The 15,995-nt window shown below is 33.0% G+C and carries 15 protein-coding genes; 1 reads left to right on the top strand and 14 read right to left on the bottom strand.

Features of this window, described 5'->3' with window-relative positions; translation table 11 throughout:
* Positions 1 to 9 precede the first annotated feature (9 nt).
* The 3 genes from PF022_RS04240 to tgt all read right to left on the bottom strand — a co-directional run bounded on the left by PF022_RS04240 (position 10) and on the right by tgt (position 3,618).
* Positions 10 to 1,746: a flagellar assembly protein A gene (locus PF022_RS04240; RefSeq protein WP_271021640.1), complete on the bottom strand. Its 1,737-nt coding sequence runs from the start codon at positions 1,744 to 1,746 to the stop codon at positions 10 to 12.
* 9 nt (positions 1,747 to 1,755) lie between these two features.
* Positions 1,756 to 2,421 carry a bacteriohemerythrin gene (locus tag PF022_RS04245; protein WP_271021641.1) on the bottom strand — a complete coding sequence of 222 codons (666 nt, stop codon included), beginning with the start codon at positions 2,419 to 2,421 and terminating at the stop codon, positions 1,756 to 1,758.
* 78 nt (positions 2,422 to 2,499) lie between these two features.
* A complete protein-coding gene (gene tgt / locus PF022_RS04250) occupies positions 2,500 to 3,618 on the bottom strand; it encodes a tRNA guanosine(34) transglycosylase Tgt (protein ID WP_271021642.1) in 1,119 nt (372 codons plus the stop codon).
* A gap of 49 nt (positions 3,619 to 3,667) precedes the next feature.
* Between tgt and PF022_RS04255 the strand changes: the two genes are divergently transcribed.
* On the top strand, positions 3,668 to 5,068 hold the full coding sequence (locus PF022_RS04255; protein WP_271022893.1) for a TrkA C-terminal domain-containing protein: 1,401 nt from the start codon (positions 3,668 to 3,670) through the stop codon (positions 5,066 to 5,068).
* Here PF022_RS04255 and pseF read toward each other — a convergent pair.
* From pseF to PF022_RS04310, 11 genes are all read right to left on the bottom strand, one after another.
* Positions 5,057 to 5,731, bottom strand: a complete 675-nt coding sequence (gene pseF / locus PF022_RS04260; protein ID WP_271021644.1) for a pseudaminic acid cytidylyltransferase — start codon at positions 5,729 to 5,731, stop codon at positions 5,057 to 5,059. The genes PF022_RS04255 and pseF overlap by 12 nt on opposite strands.
* Positions 5,713 to 6,879, bottom strand: coding sequence for a UDP-4-amino-4,6-dideoxy-N-acetyl-beta-L-altrosamine transaminase (gene pseC, locus PF022_RS04265; protein WP_271022895.1), 1,167 nt, complete (start codon positions 6,877 to 6,879; stop codon positions 5,713 to 5,715). Before pseC ends, pseF begins: the two co-directional genes overlap by 19 nt.
* Positions 6,880 to 6,894: 15 nt before the next feature.
* Positions 6,895 to 7,881: a UDP-N-acetylglucosamine 4,6-dehydratase (inverting) gene (gene pseB / locus PF022_RS04270; RefSeq protein ID WP_271022897.1), complete on the bottom strand. Its 987-nt coding sequence runs from the start codon at positions 7,879 to 7,881 to the stop codon at positions 6,895 to 6,897.
* A gap of 95 nt (positions 7,882 to 7,976) precedes the next feature.
* Positions 7,977 to 10,550: an ATP-dependent Clp protease ATP-binding subunit gene (locus tag PF022_RS04275; protein WP_271022898.1), complete on the bottom strand. Its 2,574-nt coding sequence runs from the start codon at positions 10,548 to 10,550 to the stop codon at positions 7,977 to 7,979.
* Positions 10,551 to 10,653: 103 nt separating this feature from the next.
* On the bottom strand, positions 10,654 to 11,337 hold the full coding sequence (locus PF022_RS04280) for an aspartate/glutamate racemase family protein (protein ID WP_271021648.1): 684 nt from the start codon (positions 11,335 to 11,337) through the stop codon (positions 10,654 to 10,656).
* 8 nt (positions 11,338 to 11,345) lie between these two features.
* The gene (locus tag PF022_RS04285; protein WP_271021649.1) at positions 11,346 to 11,561 is read right to left on the bottom strand and encodes a DUF3343 domain-containing protein; all 216 of its coding nucleotides are present in this window, start codon (positions 11,559 to 11,561) and stop codon (positions 11,346 to 11,348) included.
* Positions 11,561 to 12,715, bottom strand: coding sequence for an aminotransferase class V-fold PLP-dependent enzyme (locus PF022_RS04290; RefSeq protein ID WP_271022899.1), 1,155 nt, complete (start codon positions 12,713 to 12,715; stop codon positions 11,561 to 11,563). The genes PF022_RS04285 and PF022_RS04290 overlap by 1 nt, the downstream gene beginning before the upstream one ends.
* On the bottom strand, positions 12,708 to 12,929 hold the full coding sequence (locus tag PF022_RS04295; RefSeq protein ID WP_271022900.1) for a sulfurtransferase TusA family protein: 222 nt from the start codon (positions 12,927 to 12,929) through the stop codon (positions 12,708 to 12,710). The genes PF022_RS04290 and PF022_RS04295 overlap by 8 nt, the downstream gene beginning before the upstream one ends.
* Complete coding sequence (gene yedE, locus PF022_RS04300; RefSeq protein ID WP_271022901.1) at positions 12,929 to 13,990, bottom strand: YedE family putative selenium transporter; 1,062 nt, start codon at positions 13,988 to 13,990, stop codon at positions 12,929 to 12,931. Before yedE ends, PF022_RS04295 begins: the two co-directional genes overlap by 1 nt.
* Positions 13,991 to 14,109: 119 nt before the next feature.
* Complete coding sequence (locus PF022_RS04305; protein ID WP_271021653.1) at positions 14,110 to 14,826, bottom strand: NlpC/P60 family protein; 717 nt, start codon at positions 14,824 to 14,826, stop codon at positions 14,110 to 14,112.
* On the bottom strand, positions 14,823 to 15,989 hold the full coding sequence (locus PF022_RS04310; RefSeq protein WP_271021654.1) for a cation:proton antiporter: 1,167 nt from the start codon (positions 15,987 to 15,989) through the stop codon (positions 14,823 to 14,825). Before PF022_RS04310 ends, PF022_RS04305 begins: the two co-directional genes overlap by 4 nt.
* Between the last annotated feature and the right edge of the window lie 6 nt (positions 15,990 to 15,995).

A 15,995-nucleotide genomic window follows, 5' to 3' on the forward strand; every position in this document is an offset into this window, starting at 1 on the left:
TATGTAGCATTAATCTGGTTTTGGTGGCTTTAGCTTTTCTATCCATTGTAGATAGTTTGGATCATAAGAATCTTCGCTTTTTAGCCTATAAAAATCACCATCTTTGATTACTTCTAGCAATTTGGCTGGAGCTTCTTTGCTGAGAACAGACTTTAGTAGCTCTTCTCTATTGCCATTATATATTTTGAATTTAACAATGGTTTCTGCTTCAGAAATGTCGCCCCTTATTATCATTTTTGTTTTTAATGCCGCTTCATCTATATTTTTTAGTCTAACTTCATTTGTATAGTATAGATTTGCAATTTCTCTGTATTCTTCTAAATATTGTTGATATCTTTCAAGTGATTTATCGTATTGATCAACTATGCTTTGCAGATTCTTAGGTAACTTTTCATCTTTATTGTCTTGCTTTATTTTGTGTGTTTTGCCCTGCGAAGCTAATAGATATGAATATACCTCGTCCATTAATTTCTTTAAATGTCTTAGTCTTATTCTTATTTGGTCTGATAGCATCACATACTCTACTCTATCACGTCTTGAGAATGCAAACTTAGTAGGGTTTAGCTCAAATGTATTATGCTCACCAACTATGTTATCAACTATTAGAGAGTACCTAGGATATATTTCATTATATGATCGAACCTCTTTTATGTATATGTAATCTGCAATAATCGTCCCGCCAAGAGTGTTGTTAATGTATGCAACTTTTGCCTCTACAACACCCTTTTCGAGCACATCAATTACTACTACATTCGCCTTTATAGAACCTCTATGAGAATCTATATATGCAATATCTGTTGTTATTTTTGAGTTAGAATGTGTAGAACCACTCATATTTAGGGTTTTTGCTCCGCCCTCTTTTGGCTGATTCATATCTAGCTCATCTACAATGCTAAAGCTAAGTGGTGCTACTTCTTTGAAGAATCCGTCTTTGCCTGCTTGATATTTTATTATTTGCGTATCTTCCCTTAGTCTTATAGTTGAATCTATTTTTGGAGTATTTGTCACTATTTGTTTTATAGGAAGGATTTCTCCTTTTAAGTCTCTTCCTATGTTGCCACTTATTGGTTTTATGTATTCAAATAGCAAATCGCCTTTTCTGACTGCATTTATACATAGTCTTGGGCTAAATTCTTCGCTAGTATTTTCTTCTCCATTTATTTCAGATTCGCTTTTTAGCTCATGATAGATTTTAATATCGCCACTTCTACCTTCTTTGCTAGCTACGCCAACACCGATATTTAATATCGTCTTTGGTTCTATTTTTTTGTTTTCTAAATCCTTTATAAATTTATCGATTTGCAAGGATAGTTTGCCATATTCTCGAATCCCTACCAAGTAGCCTTGTAAAATCATTGTTTTGTATAGCTCTTGGTATATCTCGCTTTTTATATCCTTGTGATATTTTATTTGATTATTGCATAGGAGTATTGCTCTAAGCGTTGTGTTCTCACCGGGGAATAGCTTAAATCCAAATGTCCTAGGTGGCTTTTCTTCTTTTTTGCATATTTCTATTTTGTAAAGTTGCCTTATGGTTATGTTTGAAATAAAGTTAGAATTTTTGTTGAAGATTCCTATATCTGCTATTGATTTATATTTAGTTTCGCCTTTTTTTGCGTATATTGTTTTTACTTCAAGTAAATAAAAGTCAATTTCGCATTGAAATTGCTTTTTTTGTTCTATTAGTAGATTTTTTAGATTGCTAACATCATTAAAAGTTTTGAATCCTTTTGGTGCAAACCTCATTTTTTATCCCTAAAATTGTTTAAAATATTTTTTTGCTAATGTTTCAAAATTATCTTCATCATCTAGTGAATCATCTCTGTGTATTAGAGGTTGTTTGCATGTTTTGCAACGAATGAATGTGCTTTCTGTTTGCATTAGTTTATGTAGTGCTTCACATACTTCAAATTCTTTTAAATGGCATAAGCAGATATATAAATATTTTGGCTCGTTTTCTATGTCATGGCTTTCAGCTAGTATGCTTGTTTGGGTTTCAAGGCTATACGGAATCTCTTTTACATCTCTTAGTCTGTTTCTATAAGATTCTATTTGTTTGTCTTCTCCTAATACATGCGTTATAAACCATGATTTTAAAAACTCATAAAATTCTGTTCCAGCGACATCTACATCATCTATATTTGTAGATAATTTGCTTATATTTACTAGCATTTCTTTATGGAGTGTAGCATGGGATTCTAAGAATGGATAGCTAGTATGCTTCATGTATGTTTCTTCATCTTTGAAGTGCTCTTTTAGCTCTTCTGTTACAACTCCAATTAACGATACTAGTGCAGATTTTTTAGCCTCTGATTTGCTTTGTGATAGTTCGTATGCTTCTAAGATTCGTTGTAGGAATTTTTTATGTTGTTCGTCTAAGTGTTGATTTTTTATACCAAATTCTTCATTCCATTCTAACAATTCTATAACCTCACAAAAACCAAAAATAAATTTGATTATATTATTTAAATGCTTTAATAAACTTTGTTGATATTCTTTTTACTTTTCTAATGAATCGTAAAATTGTTTATAAAAAGATTCAAAGTTATTGTTTAATATCGCTTCTCTAGCTCTTGTAGTTAGGCTTAAGTAATATGCGATATTGTGAATGCTTGCAAGTCTAAAATAACTTATCTCCCCTGCTTTAAATAAGTGGTGCAAATATGCTCTGCTATGATTTTTACATGTATAGCAAGAACATTTTGTATCAACTGGGCTTGAATCTGTCTTGTATTTTGGTGATTTTATAGATATTTTGCCAAAATTTGTAAAAAGTGTGCCATTTCTTGCGTTTCTAGTTGGCATTACACAATCAAACATATCAACCCCTCTTTTGATTGCCTCAACTATATCTTGTGGAGTTCCAACTCCCATTAAATATCGTGGTTTATCTCTTGGCAATAGAGGTGTTGTAAATTCTATTGTGTCATACATTTGAGAGTTTGGCTCACCTACTGCTAGACCACCTATTGCATATCCGTCAAAATCACAAAGTGATGTCAAATCCCTAGCGCTTGCTGTTCTAAACTCCATGTCCACCCCACCTTGCACTATGGCAAAGATTTTATTTTCCACTTCTCTTTGTTGTTTTGTTTGGTTGTGGAATTCTATTGCTTCTTTTGCCCATTTTGTGGTTCTGTTTATAGATTCTCTTAGTCTTTCTTTTGTTGCTGGAAGCCCTACTAAATCATCTAAAATCATCATAATATCACTATTTAAGTCATATTCTATCTCTAGCACTTTTTTAGGGGTAAATAGATGCTTGCTCCCATCAATGTGGCTTTTAAAAATTATTCCTTCATCGTTTATTTTTACATTATTTGATAGGCTAAATGCTTGGAATCCACCGCTGTCTGTTAGAAAATTATTTGGAAATTTGCTAAAACCATGCAATCCTCCTAAATCTTTTACTATTTTTTCTCCCGGACGAAGATATAAGTGATAAGTGTTTGCAAGAATGATTTGTGTATTTAGTTCTAGCATATCTTTAAAGTCTAGTGCCTTAATGCTGGCTTGTGTGCCTACAGGCATAAAAACTGGTGTATTTACTATTCCGTGTGGTAGGTTTAAAGTCCCGGCTCTAGCATTGCCATCTACTTTTTGCAAATTAAATATCATTTTCAACCTTTTTTTGCTAAATTTTTGCAAACGATTTTTAGGGGAATATATGCGAAAAATACTGCTTATTTTAGATGGAATTGTAGCAAAAGAATTTGTAATGACACTAAGCAGTAAGCATATAGAGCAAAATTATCAGATTTTTGTATCACAAGATCCATTGTTGCTGCCAGATATAAGCAGTGATTATGTTGAAAATCACAACTTTGATCCAAGCTCAACTAGAAAATTAAGAGAAATACTAGATCCGCAGATTACTGATTGTTACATTATAGTAAATGACGATAGGGATATTATTTATGAAACTATTAGGAATTATAGTAAAAACATACAAATCACAATGCTTGGTAAGATAGAGTTAAAGGGCGAAGATTCAATGCTTACTATGGTAGATGAATCAAGTGTCCTTAGTGCTAAGCTCTTTGAGAGATTCCCAAATGTCCCTAGAACTGCAAAGTATATAGGCTTAGGTCAAGGTGAGATAATGCAGGTAAGTGTGCCTTCAGGTAGTCCATATGCATATAGGGCAATAGGATCTATAAAACAAAAAAAGTGGAAGATAGTTGCAATTTATAGAAACAATGATTTTTTGTTGCCAATAAATTCAAGCGTAATTTTTCCAAACGATTCTTTGCTTTTAGTTGGAGAACCAAAGATATTATGGGACATATATTATAGGATCAAAGATGAAATAGGGCAGTTCCCAACACCGTTTGGCAGAGATGTCGTGCTTTATTGTGATTTGCAAGATAATGAGAATTTGCAGTTAATTATTGATCAAGGTTTATGGCTTTTTAATAAATTTAAAAACAAGAGATTCCATTTGTGTTTTTTTAATCCAGCTAATTTTGATGATTTACAAAATATAAAAACAAATGAAAACCTAAATAAAGAGAACGTCACATGGCATATAGAATATTATGAAACCTCGTTAAAGAAAATAATAAACAGGGATAGGGCTAATAAAAATATAGGACTAATTATTTTAAATAGTCGACTTTTTGCTACTAGCAAAAGATTTTTATTTGATTTAGGGATTCCTCTCTTAAAGCTTGGTAACACGCCTTTATATGAGCTTACAGATAGTGCAGTTGTAATACCGGATAAAATACAAGAATCTGAAAAAATATCATCTGTTGTGTTTGACTTTTCTACGCAAATAGGAGTGAAAATCAAGCTATATGATTTTGATATAGATTCAAAGTATCATAAAGATGCGATAGATTACTACAATAGAATCGCAAAAATATTCGAAAAAAAGATAGAAACAATAACCTCAAACACACTAAACCCAATAATATGGCTAAATAACGAAAAGCATACAATCCAAATAATACCTCTTAAAAAAGAAGAAGCAAAAAAGCCTATATGGAGATCATTAACAAATGTTGAGAATCTAAGCACTCATCTTACAAATATACCTCAATTATTTATACCATTATCTGTATAGCAGTGAATATTTCATTTCTGCTAATTTCCAGTCATTTAGAGTGTCTATGTCTTGTACTTCTAGCTCGTCTAATATTATGCTTTTAGAATCTTCAAATATATTATGCTTAGTAATCCATGTGCTACTTTTAGCAAAATAAAATTGTCCTGCATCATGATATATGCTATTTAGGTCTTGAGAACGCATATTGAACCTATCTTTAAACAACATTTCATTTTTGCCATTTTGTATCATAAATGATCTCAATGGAGAATAGCTATATTCTACAACGCTAAGCACATAATTATCATCAACGACATTAAATGCTTCTTTTAGTTTTTCGCTTTTTAGAAGTGGTGCTGTTGCATATAAACAGCATGCAATACCACTGAAGCTTAGCTTGTTTATCGCATCTTCTATTACTTCTCTTGTGCCAGTATAATCATCGCTTAACTTAGAATCTCTCTTTAACGGGGTTGCACCAAATTTTAATCCAACTTCTAAAATCTCATCATCATCACTTGATACATATACTGCATCAAAGATTCCACTTTTGATTGCATTATCTATACTATATGCAATTATTGGCTTACCTAAAAAATCTTTGATATTTTTTTTAGGGATTCTTTTGCTTCCACCTCTAGCAGGTATTATGCAGATGCTATTTATTTTTTTGCTACACATTTTTCTAATACTTTAATCACCCTATCTTGCTCATCATCGCTAAGGCTTGGGAATATAGGTAAAGATATAGTGTGTTTATAATATTTTTCTGCTTCTTTAAAATCACCCTTCTTAAAGCCAAATCTTGCATAGAATGGTTGTAAATGTATGGGGATATAGTGTATTTGCACTCCTATTTTTGAATCTAGGAATTTTTTTACTAATTTTTTTCGTGATATTTCGCTATTTTTTGTAAGCAAAATAGGGTATAAGTGGTATGCACTATAGTTGTAAGATGTAACAAATGGAGTGATTACTTCCAAGTGTTCTAGCTTTTTGTTGTATTTTTCTGCAATTTTGTTTCGCTTGTATGTGTATGAATCTAGTCTTTCTAATTGAGAGATTCCTAAAGATGCTGATATATCATTTAAGCGATAGTTGAATCCCAAGATTTGTTGTTCATAATACCAAGGAGAATCTTTTTTAGGATTATCAAACTCTTCTATGTTTTTTGTGATGCCATGGCTTCTTAGTATTTGCATTTTTTTAGCTAGTGCTTGATTGTTTGTCGTTGCTATCCCGCCTTCCCCTGTTGTGATTGGTTTTACTGGGTGAAAGCTAAAGATAGATATATCGCTATATCTGCAACCACCAATTTTATCTCCCCTATATCTCCCACCTAATGCATGTGAGGCATCTTCAATGATTTTAAATCCATATCTTAATGATAGTTTATATAAAGCCTCCATGTCGCAACTTTGTCCAGCAAAATGCACAGCTACAATTACTTTTGGGAGTTTATGTTTTTTTGTTTTTTTAAGTTTAGATTCTAAATAGTCTATATCTATGTTGTATGTCTTTGAATTTATATCTATAAAATCAACCTTAGCACCACAATAAACCCCGCAATTGCTAGAAGCAACAAAGCTAATAGGGCTAGTCCATAGAAAATCACCCTTTTTAAGTCCCAAAGCAAGACATGCAATATGCAATGCAGAAGTTGCACTATTTGTGCTTATGGCATATTTTGCATGCACATATTTTGCTACTTTTTCTTCAAACTCTAATACTTTTGGACCTTGAGTTATAAATGGTGATTTTAAAACACTAACAACACTATCGATGTCTTCTTGTAATATTTCTTGTTTCCCATAAGGTATAAAGTCCATAAATCCCCCTAAACTTTATTTAATTAGCTCTAAAAACTCCTCTTTGCTTAGCCATTGTGTATTTGTGCCAGAGTTATATTCAAAGCCTCTTTTTACGAGATTCCCGCACTCTCCGAGTGCATTTTTGCTAAAGTCAGTTATAAAGCTAAATTGTATTGTTGGTGATATTACAAAATGATCGCTAAACTCATAAGTAATGTGAGAATCATCACTAGGACACATTATTTCGTGAATCTTCTCTCCCGGTCTTATCCCTATTATCTTGTGTGGCAAGTTTGGTGCTAGAGCATTTGCTACTTCTGTTATTTTCATTGATGGAATCTTTGGAATAAATGTCTCACCTCCAAACATTCTTTCAAAGTTTTTTAGTACAAAATCCACGCCTTGTTGCAATGTAATCATAAATCTAGTCATCTCAACATCAGTTATTGGAATCTCTTTTGCACCATCGTTAATTAACTTTAAAAATAATGGTACAACAGAACCTCGAGAGCCTATAACATTGCCATATCTAACAACCGAAAATCTAGTTTGTCTAAGCCCTGCTATGTTGTTTGCTGCTACAAATAATTTATCACTTGCTAGTTTTGTTGCGCCATATAAGTTTATTGGATTTGCGGCTTTATCTGTGGATAGTGCTATTACTTTTTGGACATTGTTTGCTAGTGCAGCACTAATTACATTTTGTGCGCCATAGATATTTGTTTTTATACATTCTGTTGGATTGTATTCTGCTGCTGGGACTTGCTTTAATGCTGCTGCATGGATTATGTAGTCGATTCCTATTGTTGCTTCTTTTAGTCTATTTTCATCTCTTACATCACCTAGAAAATATCTCATACAAGAATCATTATAAGTTTGTGCCATTTCATATTGCTTTAACTCATCTCTAGAGAAGATGACTATTTTTTTGGGTTTGTATCTCTCAAGTAGTGTTTTTGTGTATTGCTTACCAAAGCTCCCAGTTCCACCGGTAATTAAAATGCTCTTGCCATTAAACATATACGCCCTTTATTCTAGCTTTTAGTAATTATAACAAAAGATAGTTTTACTTTAGAATCTATTTAGATGACAAGTTTGCGTGGGGATTCCCACGCTTAGTTTATTTTTACCTTTATTTCATCATTTTCTGTATAGAAGCTAACTTTGCTATCTTCTTTGACTTTCCCTTCTAAGATGAGTTCTGCTAATCTATCTTCTATCTCTTCATATAATGCCCTCTTTAGCGGTCTAGCACCATAGATAGGGTCAAAGCCAACTTTTGCTATAAATTCTTTTGCACTAGATTCTAGCTCTAAGCTTATGTCTCTTTCGCTTACTTTCTTTTGGATATTTTTAAAGAGAATATCCACAATATGCGTAATTTGCTCTAATCCTAGAGGGTTAAAGATAATAATATCATCTAATCGGTTTAAAAATTCGGGCTTAAAATATCCTTTTAATGCTTCGCGCACTGACTTTTCCCTTGTCGCTTCATCGCTAATTTCTAAAATCTTATCACTTGCAATATTGCTTGTTAGGATAATAATTGTGTTTCTAAAATCAATAGTTACACCTTTATTATCCGTTAGCCTTCCATCATCAAGCACTTGAAGAAGCATGTTAAATACATCTGGGTGTGCCTTTTCTATCTCATCAAAAAGCACCACGCTATAAGGCTTTCTCCTTATTGCTTCTGTTAGTTGTCCGCCTTCTTCATAGCCTACATATCCCGGAGGTGCTCCTATAAGGCGAGAGGCTGCGTGCTTTTCCATATATTCGCTCATATCGATTCTTATTAGATTTTTCTCACTATCAAAGAGGAATCTAGCTAGAGTTTTAGCTGATTCTGTCTTTCCAACTCCCGTAGGTCCTAAGAATAAAAAGCTTCCAATAGGTCTATTTAACTCACTTAATCCTGCTTTATTTCTCTTTATAGCCCTAGCTATTGCCTTTAGTGCTTTATCTTGTCCTACTACATCTTTTTTTAGCTCATCTTCTATGCCTAAGATCCTGTCTTTTTCATCTTGTAGCATTTTCTTTATTGGGATTTGTGTCCATCTGCTAACTACTGATGCGATAGATTCTGGAGTTACTGCATTTCTTAGAAGTGTGCCACTCTCTTGCATTTTTTCCCATTTTTCATTTTGGTTTGCTAACTCCTTTTCAAGCTCTGGAATCTTTCCATAATCAATTTCAGCTGCTTTATTAAAGTCGCTATTTCGCTTTGCTAACTCACTTTGAGTTTTTAGAGAATCTATTTCACTTTTAATCTTTGCTATTGCATTAAAAACTTGTTTTTCGTTTTCAAATTGTGCTAAAAGTGCGTTTTTTTGCTCTTCTTTGTTGCTTAGCTCTTTGTTTATCTCATCTAATCTTGCGTTATTTCTCTCGCTTTTTTCCATAAGCAGTGCTTCTTTTTCTACTTGCAAGCTTTCTATTTCTCTTTTTACTTTTGAGAGTTCGCTTGGTTCAGATTCTATTTGCATTTTTAGCTCTGCTGCTGCTTCGTCTATTAAGTCAATTGCTTTATCAGGTAAGAATCTATCAGTGATATAGCGATTACTTAGCTTTGCTGCTGCAACTAATGCACCATCATGTATGCTTACATTATGATGAGCTTCAAGTCTTTCTTTTATGCCACGCAGGATTTGTAAGGCTTCATTTACGCTTGGCTCATTTAGATTTACAGGTTGGAATCTCCTCTGCAATGCTGCATCTTTTTCAAAATATTTTCTATATTCTTTAAGCGTTGTAGCACCTATTGTGTGGAGTTCTCCTCTTGCAAGGGCAGGTTTTAGGATATTTGCTGCATCCATACTTCCTTCACTTGCCCCAGCTCCAACAATAGTGTGAATCTCATCAATAAACAAAATAATATTTCCACTTTTTTTAACTTCATCGATGACTTTTTTAAGTCTATCTTCAAACTCTCCTCTATACTTTGCACCTGCGATTAATGCACTCATATCAAGGGCAACTACCTTTTTGTTTTGCAGTGATAGCGGGACTTCTTTTTTGATGATTCTTTGTGCTAAGCCCTCTACAACTGCAGTTTTCCCAACTCCGGGTTCGCCAAGTAAGATAGGATTGTTTTTTGTCTTTCTTATTAGGATTTGCATCATATGTGTGATTTCTTCATCTCTCCCAATTACTGGGTCTAGCTTTCCTTCTAGTGCTTTTTGTGTTAAATCAATGCCAAATTTTTCTAAAGATTCTAAGTTTTCATCTGCACTTTTGCTATCAATCTTAGCGCCACCACGCATAGATTCTATTGTCTTTTTTAGCTCATTTATGTCTAAAAATTTCGCAAACAAGCTTTTAATTGGCTCATCATTTAGGCTGGAGATTATAAAGCAATCAATGGCAATATAGCTATCTCCCATTTTTGTAGCTAAGCCTTCAGCCTTGCTTAGAGATTCGCTTAGCTCTCTACTTATTTTTAGATTATCTTTGCTGACATTTGAGCTTTGTGGGAGTGTTTTTGCTATGCTTTTTGCTTCAAGCTCTAGTGCATTTTTGTCAATATTTAGGCGGTTTAGTGCTTGGTTTAGAAGAGAGTTTGTATTGGTTAGCATAGCCCAAAAAAGATGTATGCTTTGTATTTCTTGGTTTTTATTATGCAAAGCTAGTGAAGCACCTTGTTCTAGTGCTTCTTGCATTTGGTTGGTTAATTTCTCTAGTAAATTCATAATATCCTCCTATGGATAAGTTAAATTTACAAGCATTATATAACCTTAGTCAATCATTGTCAAGTTTTATAATAACAAAATGCTAAATATTTATGAGTGTATATTATTTCAATGCAAGCTCGACCGCCTTTTTAATGTGTATTTTGGTTGTATCAAAGAGTTTTATTTTGCAATCTTGCTCTTGTATAAGCATACCAATTTCTGTGCAACCTAAGATTACTGCTTCTGCTTCTTTATAGGATTCTATGATTTGTAAATATTTCTTTTTAGAATCTTCTAAAACCTTTCCTTGACATAGTTCATCAAATATAATTGAATTTACAATTTCCATTTCTTCATTATTTGGGATTATTGTCTCTATTTTAAAGTTCTGCAAAATATCTTTATAAAAGCTCTCACTCATAGTAAATTTCGTGCCTAGAAGTAATGCTTTTTTTATATTGTTATTTTTTAACTCTTCTCCAAGAGATTCTGCTATATGGATAAAAGGAGTTTTAACTTGTTGTGTAATAATTGGCAATACTTTGTGCATTGTGTTTGTAGCAATTAGTATAAAATCTACTCCTATTTTTTCTAAACTCAATGCTGCTTTACTTAGAATCTCTGCACTCTCTTGCCATTTATTTTCTCTTTGTAATTTTGCGATTTCTTCAAAATTTAGACTAAGAAGTGCGATTTTAGCGGAGTTTAGCCCACCTAGATTCTTTCTTACTAGCTCGTTTATACCTTGATAGTAGCTAAGAGTGCTCTCAAAACTCATTCCGCCGATAATTCCTATTGTTTTCATAAAAATCCTTATTTTAGTTTTATTTCGTATTCTAAATTTTTGTCATTTAATACAAGATGTATTTTATCAATAGATTCTATCTCAAAATATATACAAACTCCACAATCGCTACTTAGCTCTCTAGGAGTTGGCATTAGTTTTATGTTTATATTATGTGTTTTAAAAATTTCTTCTGCATAGAATGCATCAGCACTGCTATATACTAAAATATATCCACTTATCACTATTTCGCCTCTATTTCTTTAATTGCATAAATTAAATAGTCTATCTCATCTTTTGTATTAAATGCTCCAATGCTAACTCTAATTGTGCCACCATATTTTAGAGTATCTAGGCATTTGTGTGTAGCAGGGGAGCAGTGAAGTCCGATTCTTATGCATATATTATAAGTATCACTAAGCAAGAATCCAACATCAGAAATACTTTTGTTTTTGATGATAAAAGATAGGTTAGCACCACTTGTGCCTTGTGTGGAGTATATATTAATATTATTTATTGTCTGTAATTTTTCATATAAATATTCTTTTAAATTTGCTTTGTGATTATAAATATTATAAATTCCATAACTATAAATCCACTCTAGCGAATCTTTTAAATTTGTAATCCCATGCATATTGATAGTTCCGCTTTCGAATTTATCAGGTAAGAATCTTGGCTGATATTCTTCTTCGCTCAAACTTCCAGTTCCACCAAATATGAGTGGTTCTAGCAAATCTTCATCAAATTCCTTGCTTAAGCCCAAAACCCCAACACCCATAGTTGATAAAAGCCCCTTATGTCCGCTAAATGCTATTAAATCTACCTTTTTTAAAATATTATCCACAGGCAACACACCTACACTCTGACTAGCATCAAGCAAGAAGCATAGATTCTCATCTTTTGCAATTTGGCTTAATTCTTCTAGTGGGATTGTTGCACCATTTACATTATTTACATGCACACATGCAAGCATTCTAGCACCTTTGCAGAGTTCTTTTGCGCTTTGTAGAGAGATATTTCCAAATTCATCTGTGGTAATTTCTCTAATTTCTATCCCTATTTTTTCTTTTAATGCATTTAGTGTGCGTTTTATTGCATTATGCTCCATTTGTGTTGTAACTACAATATCTCCTCTTTTTAAGAAGCCTTGCAATGCTACATTTATTGCATGTGTTGCATTTAGGTGGAATAAAATTCTCTTTGGTTCTGTGCTGACTAATTGTGATAGCAAGAATCTGCATCTATGCAGAATCCTGCCAGATTCTAGTGCTAAAGAATATACGCCCCTACTAGCATTTGCCCCCGCATTATCTAAAAAGTTGCAAAAAGATTCTTGTAATATAGGAGCTTTTGGAAAGCTAGTTGAAGCATTATCAAAATATACTAGCTTTTTATCCAAGCACTTCCTTTTTATTTAGCAAATACACGCAATCTTCGCCATTTTCTAATATATTTACTTCATAGTTGTGATTCTTTGCTATTCTTTGAATATTTTCACTAGAAGTTCCACAACTGCACAGAATCTGTATTGTCTCTACATTTTTATCAATTAGTGGTTTTAGTTGTAACACAGGTTCAGGGCATGATAGCCCTCTTACATCTAATTCTTCCATTAAACTCTCCTCTCTTTAGCAAATATAGCAACAATAAGACAAAATATAATACCTAAAATAACGGCTATAGGTGCATTAGCAGTGATTCCAGCAGGAGAGCTTGCAATTGCAAAATTATGTGCAAATGCAGCACCAAAGAGCAATCCAAACACAAACACTCCAGCATCGCCATCTCCTTCACCGGCTAAGACTAATTGCCTCCCCGGACAACCACCTGCTAAAGTGAATGCAAGACTAGATAGGAGCATTCCTAAAAAATTCCAAATAGTATCATTATGTGCTATTGGTTGATTTATAAATCCCAGATGAAAGCTACCAAGTGCCATGTTTGTTATAGCTGCTACTATTATTAGTGCTATTATTCCTTGTAGCATGTGAGTATCTTTAAATAATATACTATCTCTAAAGGCTGCAATAGTGCAAAATCTACTTCTTTGAAAGATTCCGCCTAGCACTAGCCCAGCTATTAGCGATATTATAAGTGGTGCGTGTTGTGAAGCAGGACCTTTGGTGGATTCCTTTATAAGTGTATTGTTATCAAAAACACCCCACATTAAAAGAGCAAATAATATAAATGCAAAAATAGGAAATGCTAGTCCAACTATCTTGCTTGTAGGGCGATTCCTACCAAGTGAAAAGCCTCTTTTTAAAAACACAAGCCCTATTATAACTCCAGCTAAAAAGCCAAAGATTCCAGCAATTGCACTTAAATCACCTCCGCTTAGCCTGAGCCACATTCTCCATGGACAACCTAAAAATACTAAAGCCCCAATCATGGCAAATGCACCAAGCATGAATCTAACAATAGGTGCAGAACCGCTTCTAGCTCTAAACTCACCAAATATAAATGAAGCAATCAAAGCACCAAATATCAAACCAATAATCTCGGGTCTTATATATTGTAAAGTCCCTATTTGATGTAAACTTATCGCACCTGCAATATCTCTAGTAAAACATGCAGCACACATTCCCATATTTCCGGGATTCCCAAAATATACTAAAATGGGTGCTGTAACACCAAAAATTACCCCAGCAATAATGGGCAAAAAAGCCAATTTCATAGTTTCTCCAAATCAAAAATTTTAAAACAGCAATTTAAATAATTACACAAAGAATATTGTAAGAAGCATTAGAAGTGCTGTGTGCTTAAACCTTAAGCAATTGTTTATTGTAGCATAAATTATTTTGTGTAGTCTCTAGCACCTTTGTATCGCGACGACCAAAATTGAGAGTCTAATTTAGCGACTTGCACTTTTTTGCCTTTGCTTGGAGCATGTATGAATTTATTATCTCCAACATACACGCCTACATGATCTACTCTTTTTTTGTTTATAGAGAAAAACACCAAATCGCCAATTTGTAAATTGTTTCTTTGGACTTTTTTGCCAGAATTAAATTGAAGTAGAGAATTTCTAGGTATATCAATTCCATTTAGCCTATATACCGTGTATGTAAGCCCACTGCAATCAAAGCCACTCTCTGAAGTGCCTCCCCATTTATATGGCACTCCTATATATCCATATGTGCTTTTTTTAAGCTCCTCTCTTAATTCACTTGTGCTGTGTTTTTTGTTTGCTATCATTTTTGTTGGATTAATGATAAAAAAATCTTTAAAATATCCTCTTTTTTTGTATCTTTGTGCTTCTTTTGTTGCCTCATTTATGCTTCTATAATTTCCGAATCTAACTTTATAAAATCCATTGTCGTTAAACAAAAATGCTTCTAATCCGTTTTTATTTAACTTATCTACGAATCTCCATGCGTTGTTTGGGTTTTTGAAGCTACCTACTTGCACCAAATAGCCAACTTCCATCTTTGTGTTTTGTTGTGGGATATATTGCTTTGTGCTACAACCTGCAAAAATAATTATCAGTAATGTGTAAAGTAGAATCTTCACCTTTTTTCCTTTATGAATTTGAAATTTGCAATAAATTTAATACATAGTATCAACAAGATTCCTTCTAGTAATGCTGCTAGGATAAATGTGTAATATTCTTCATTGTTTATTACATTAAATTGTTTTCCTAATTGTGCAGTGGCTACTAAAAATGTAAGTGGCATAGCATGGCTAAAGCCAAGCAATAATACTTTTTTATAAGAAGCAAAATATTTCTTATATATAAGCAATGCACCAATAGTTCGTATTAATACCATTACAAGTATTATCTGAAATACATTTGAGAATAAATAAGGGTGCTCTACTATTAGCTCCAAATCTAGTGTAGAGCCAACATATATAAAAAATAAAGGTATAAAAAATCCAAACCCAAAGTCATTTAGCTTTTCTGCTAGTTGGCTATGATAGTGAAAATATGTAGCTAGAATCATTCCTGCTAAAAATGCACCTAAGACAGATTCAAGTCCAAGCAAAGTTACAATCCCTATCATAACTAAAAACAACATAGAGCTAAATCTTATATCTTGATTTTTGCTAGATTCTTGTGGCATTAGCATAAATTTCAATGTAGGAAACCACCAAAATAAAATATCAGCTATTTTAAATATTCCAACAATCGCAGTCAAAAACAAAAACAATATAAGCAGTGTCTCATATAGCTTCCAAGTTAGCCCATAAGAATAGCTACCATTTATTATAACAAGTATAATTATGCTGATTAATTCTCCTAAGATTCCAATATTTAGTGATAATTGTAACCAGTCTGTGTTTTTTGGATATTCTTTAATTAGCATCATTATCATGCCTAAACTCATAACAGACAATGCAGCTACATAAAATATGCTAATGTCCATATACCATACATAAAGCAATGCTAAAGCATACATTATAAACAAATATGAGAGGGCTGATTTTAAAAATGAAGCTCCAAGTTCTTTTAATGCTTTTAGATTCACCTCCAATCCGCACAAAAACATCAAAAACAAAAATCCGATATGTGCCATAAATTCTAATGATTGAGAATGTGAAAATAAACCAAAATAAAATGCTATTGCACCAAGCATTATTTCTGTTACAACCAAAGGAAGTCGTAAGATACTACTAAGAAAAGGAGCAACGACTATTAATACAGAAATAATCCCAAAACTAACAATGCTCTCCACAAAAAT

Origin of the sequence: Helicobacter sp. WB40 (assembly GCF_027859275.1) — a bacterium.
In the GTDB taxonomy this organism is placed as follows: domain Bacteria; phylum Campylobacterota; class Campylobacteria; order Campylobacterales; family Helicobacteraceae; genus Helicobacter_D; species Helicobacter_D ibis.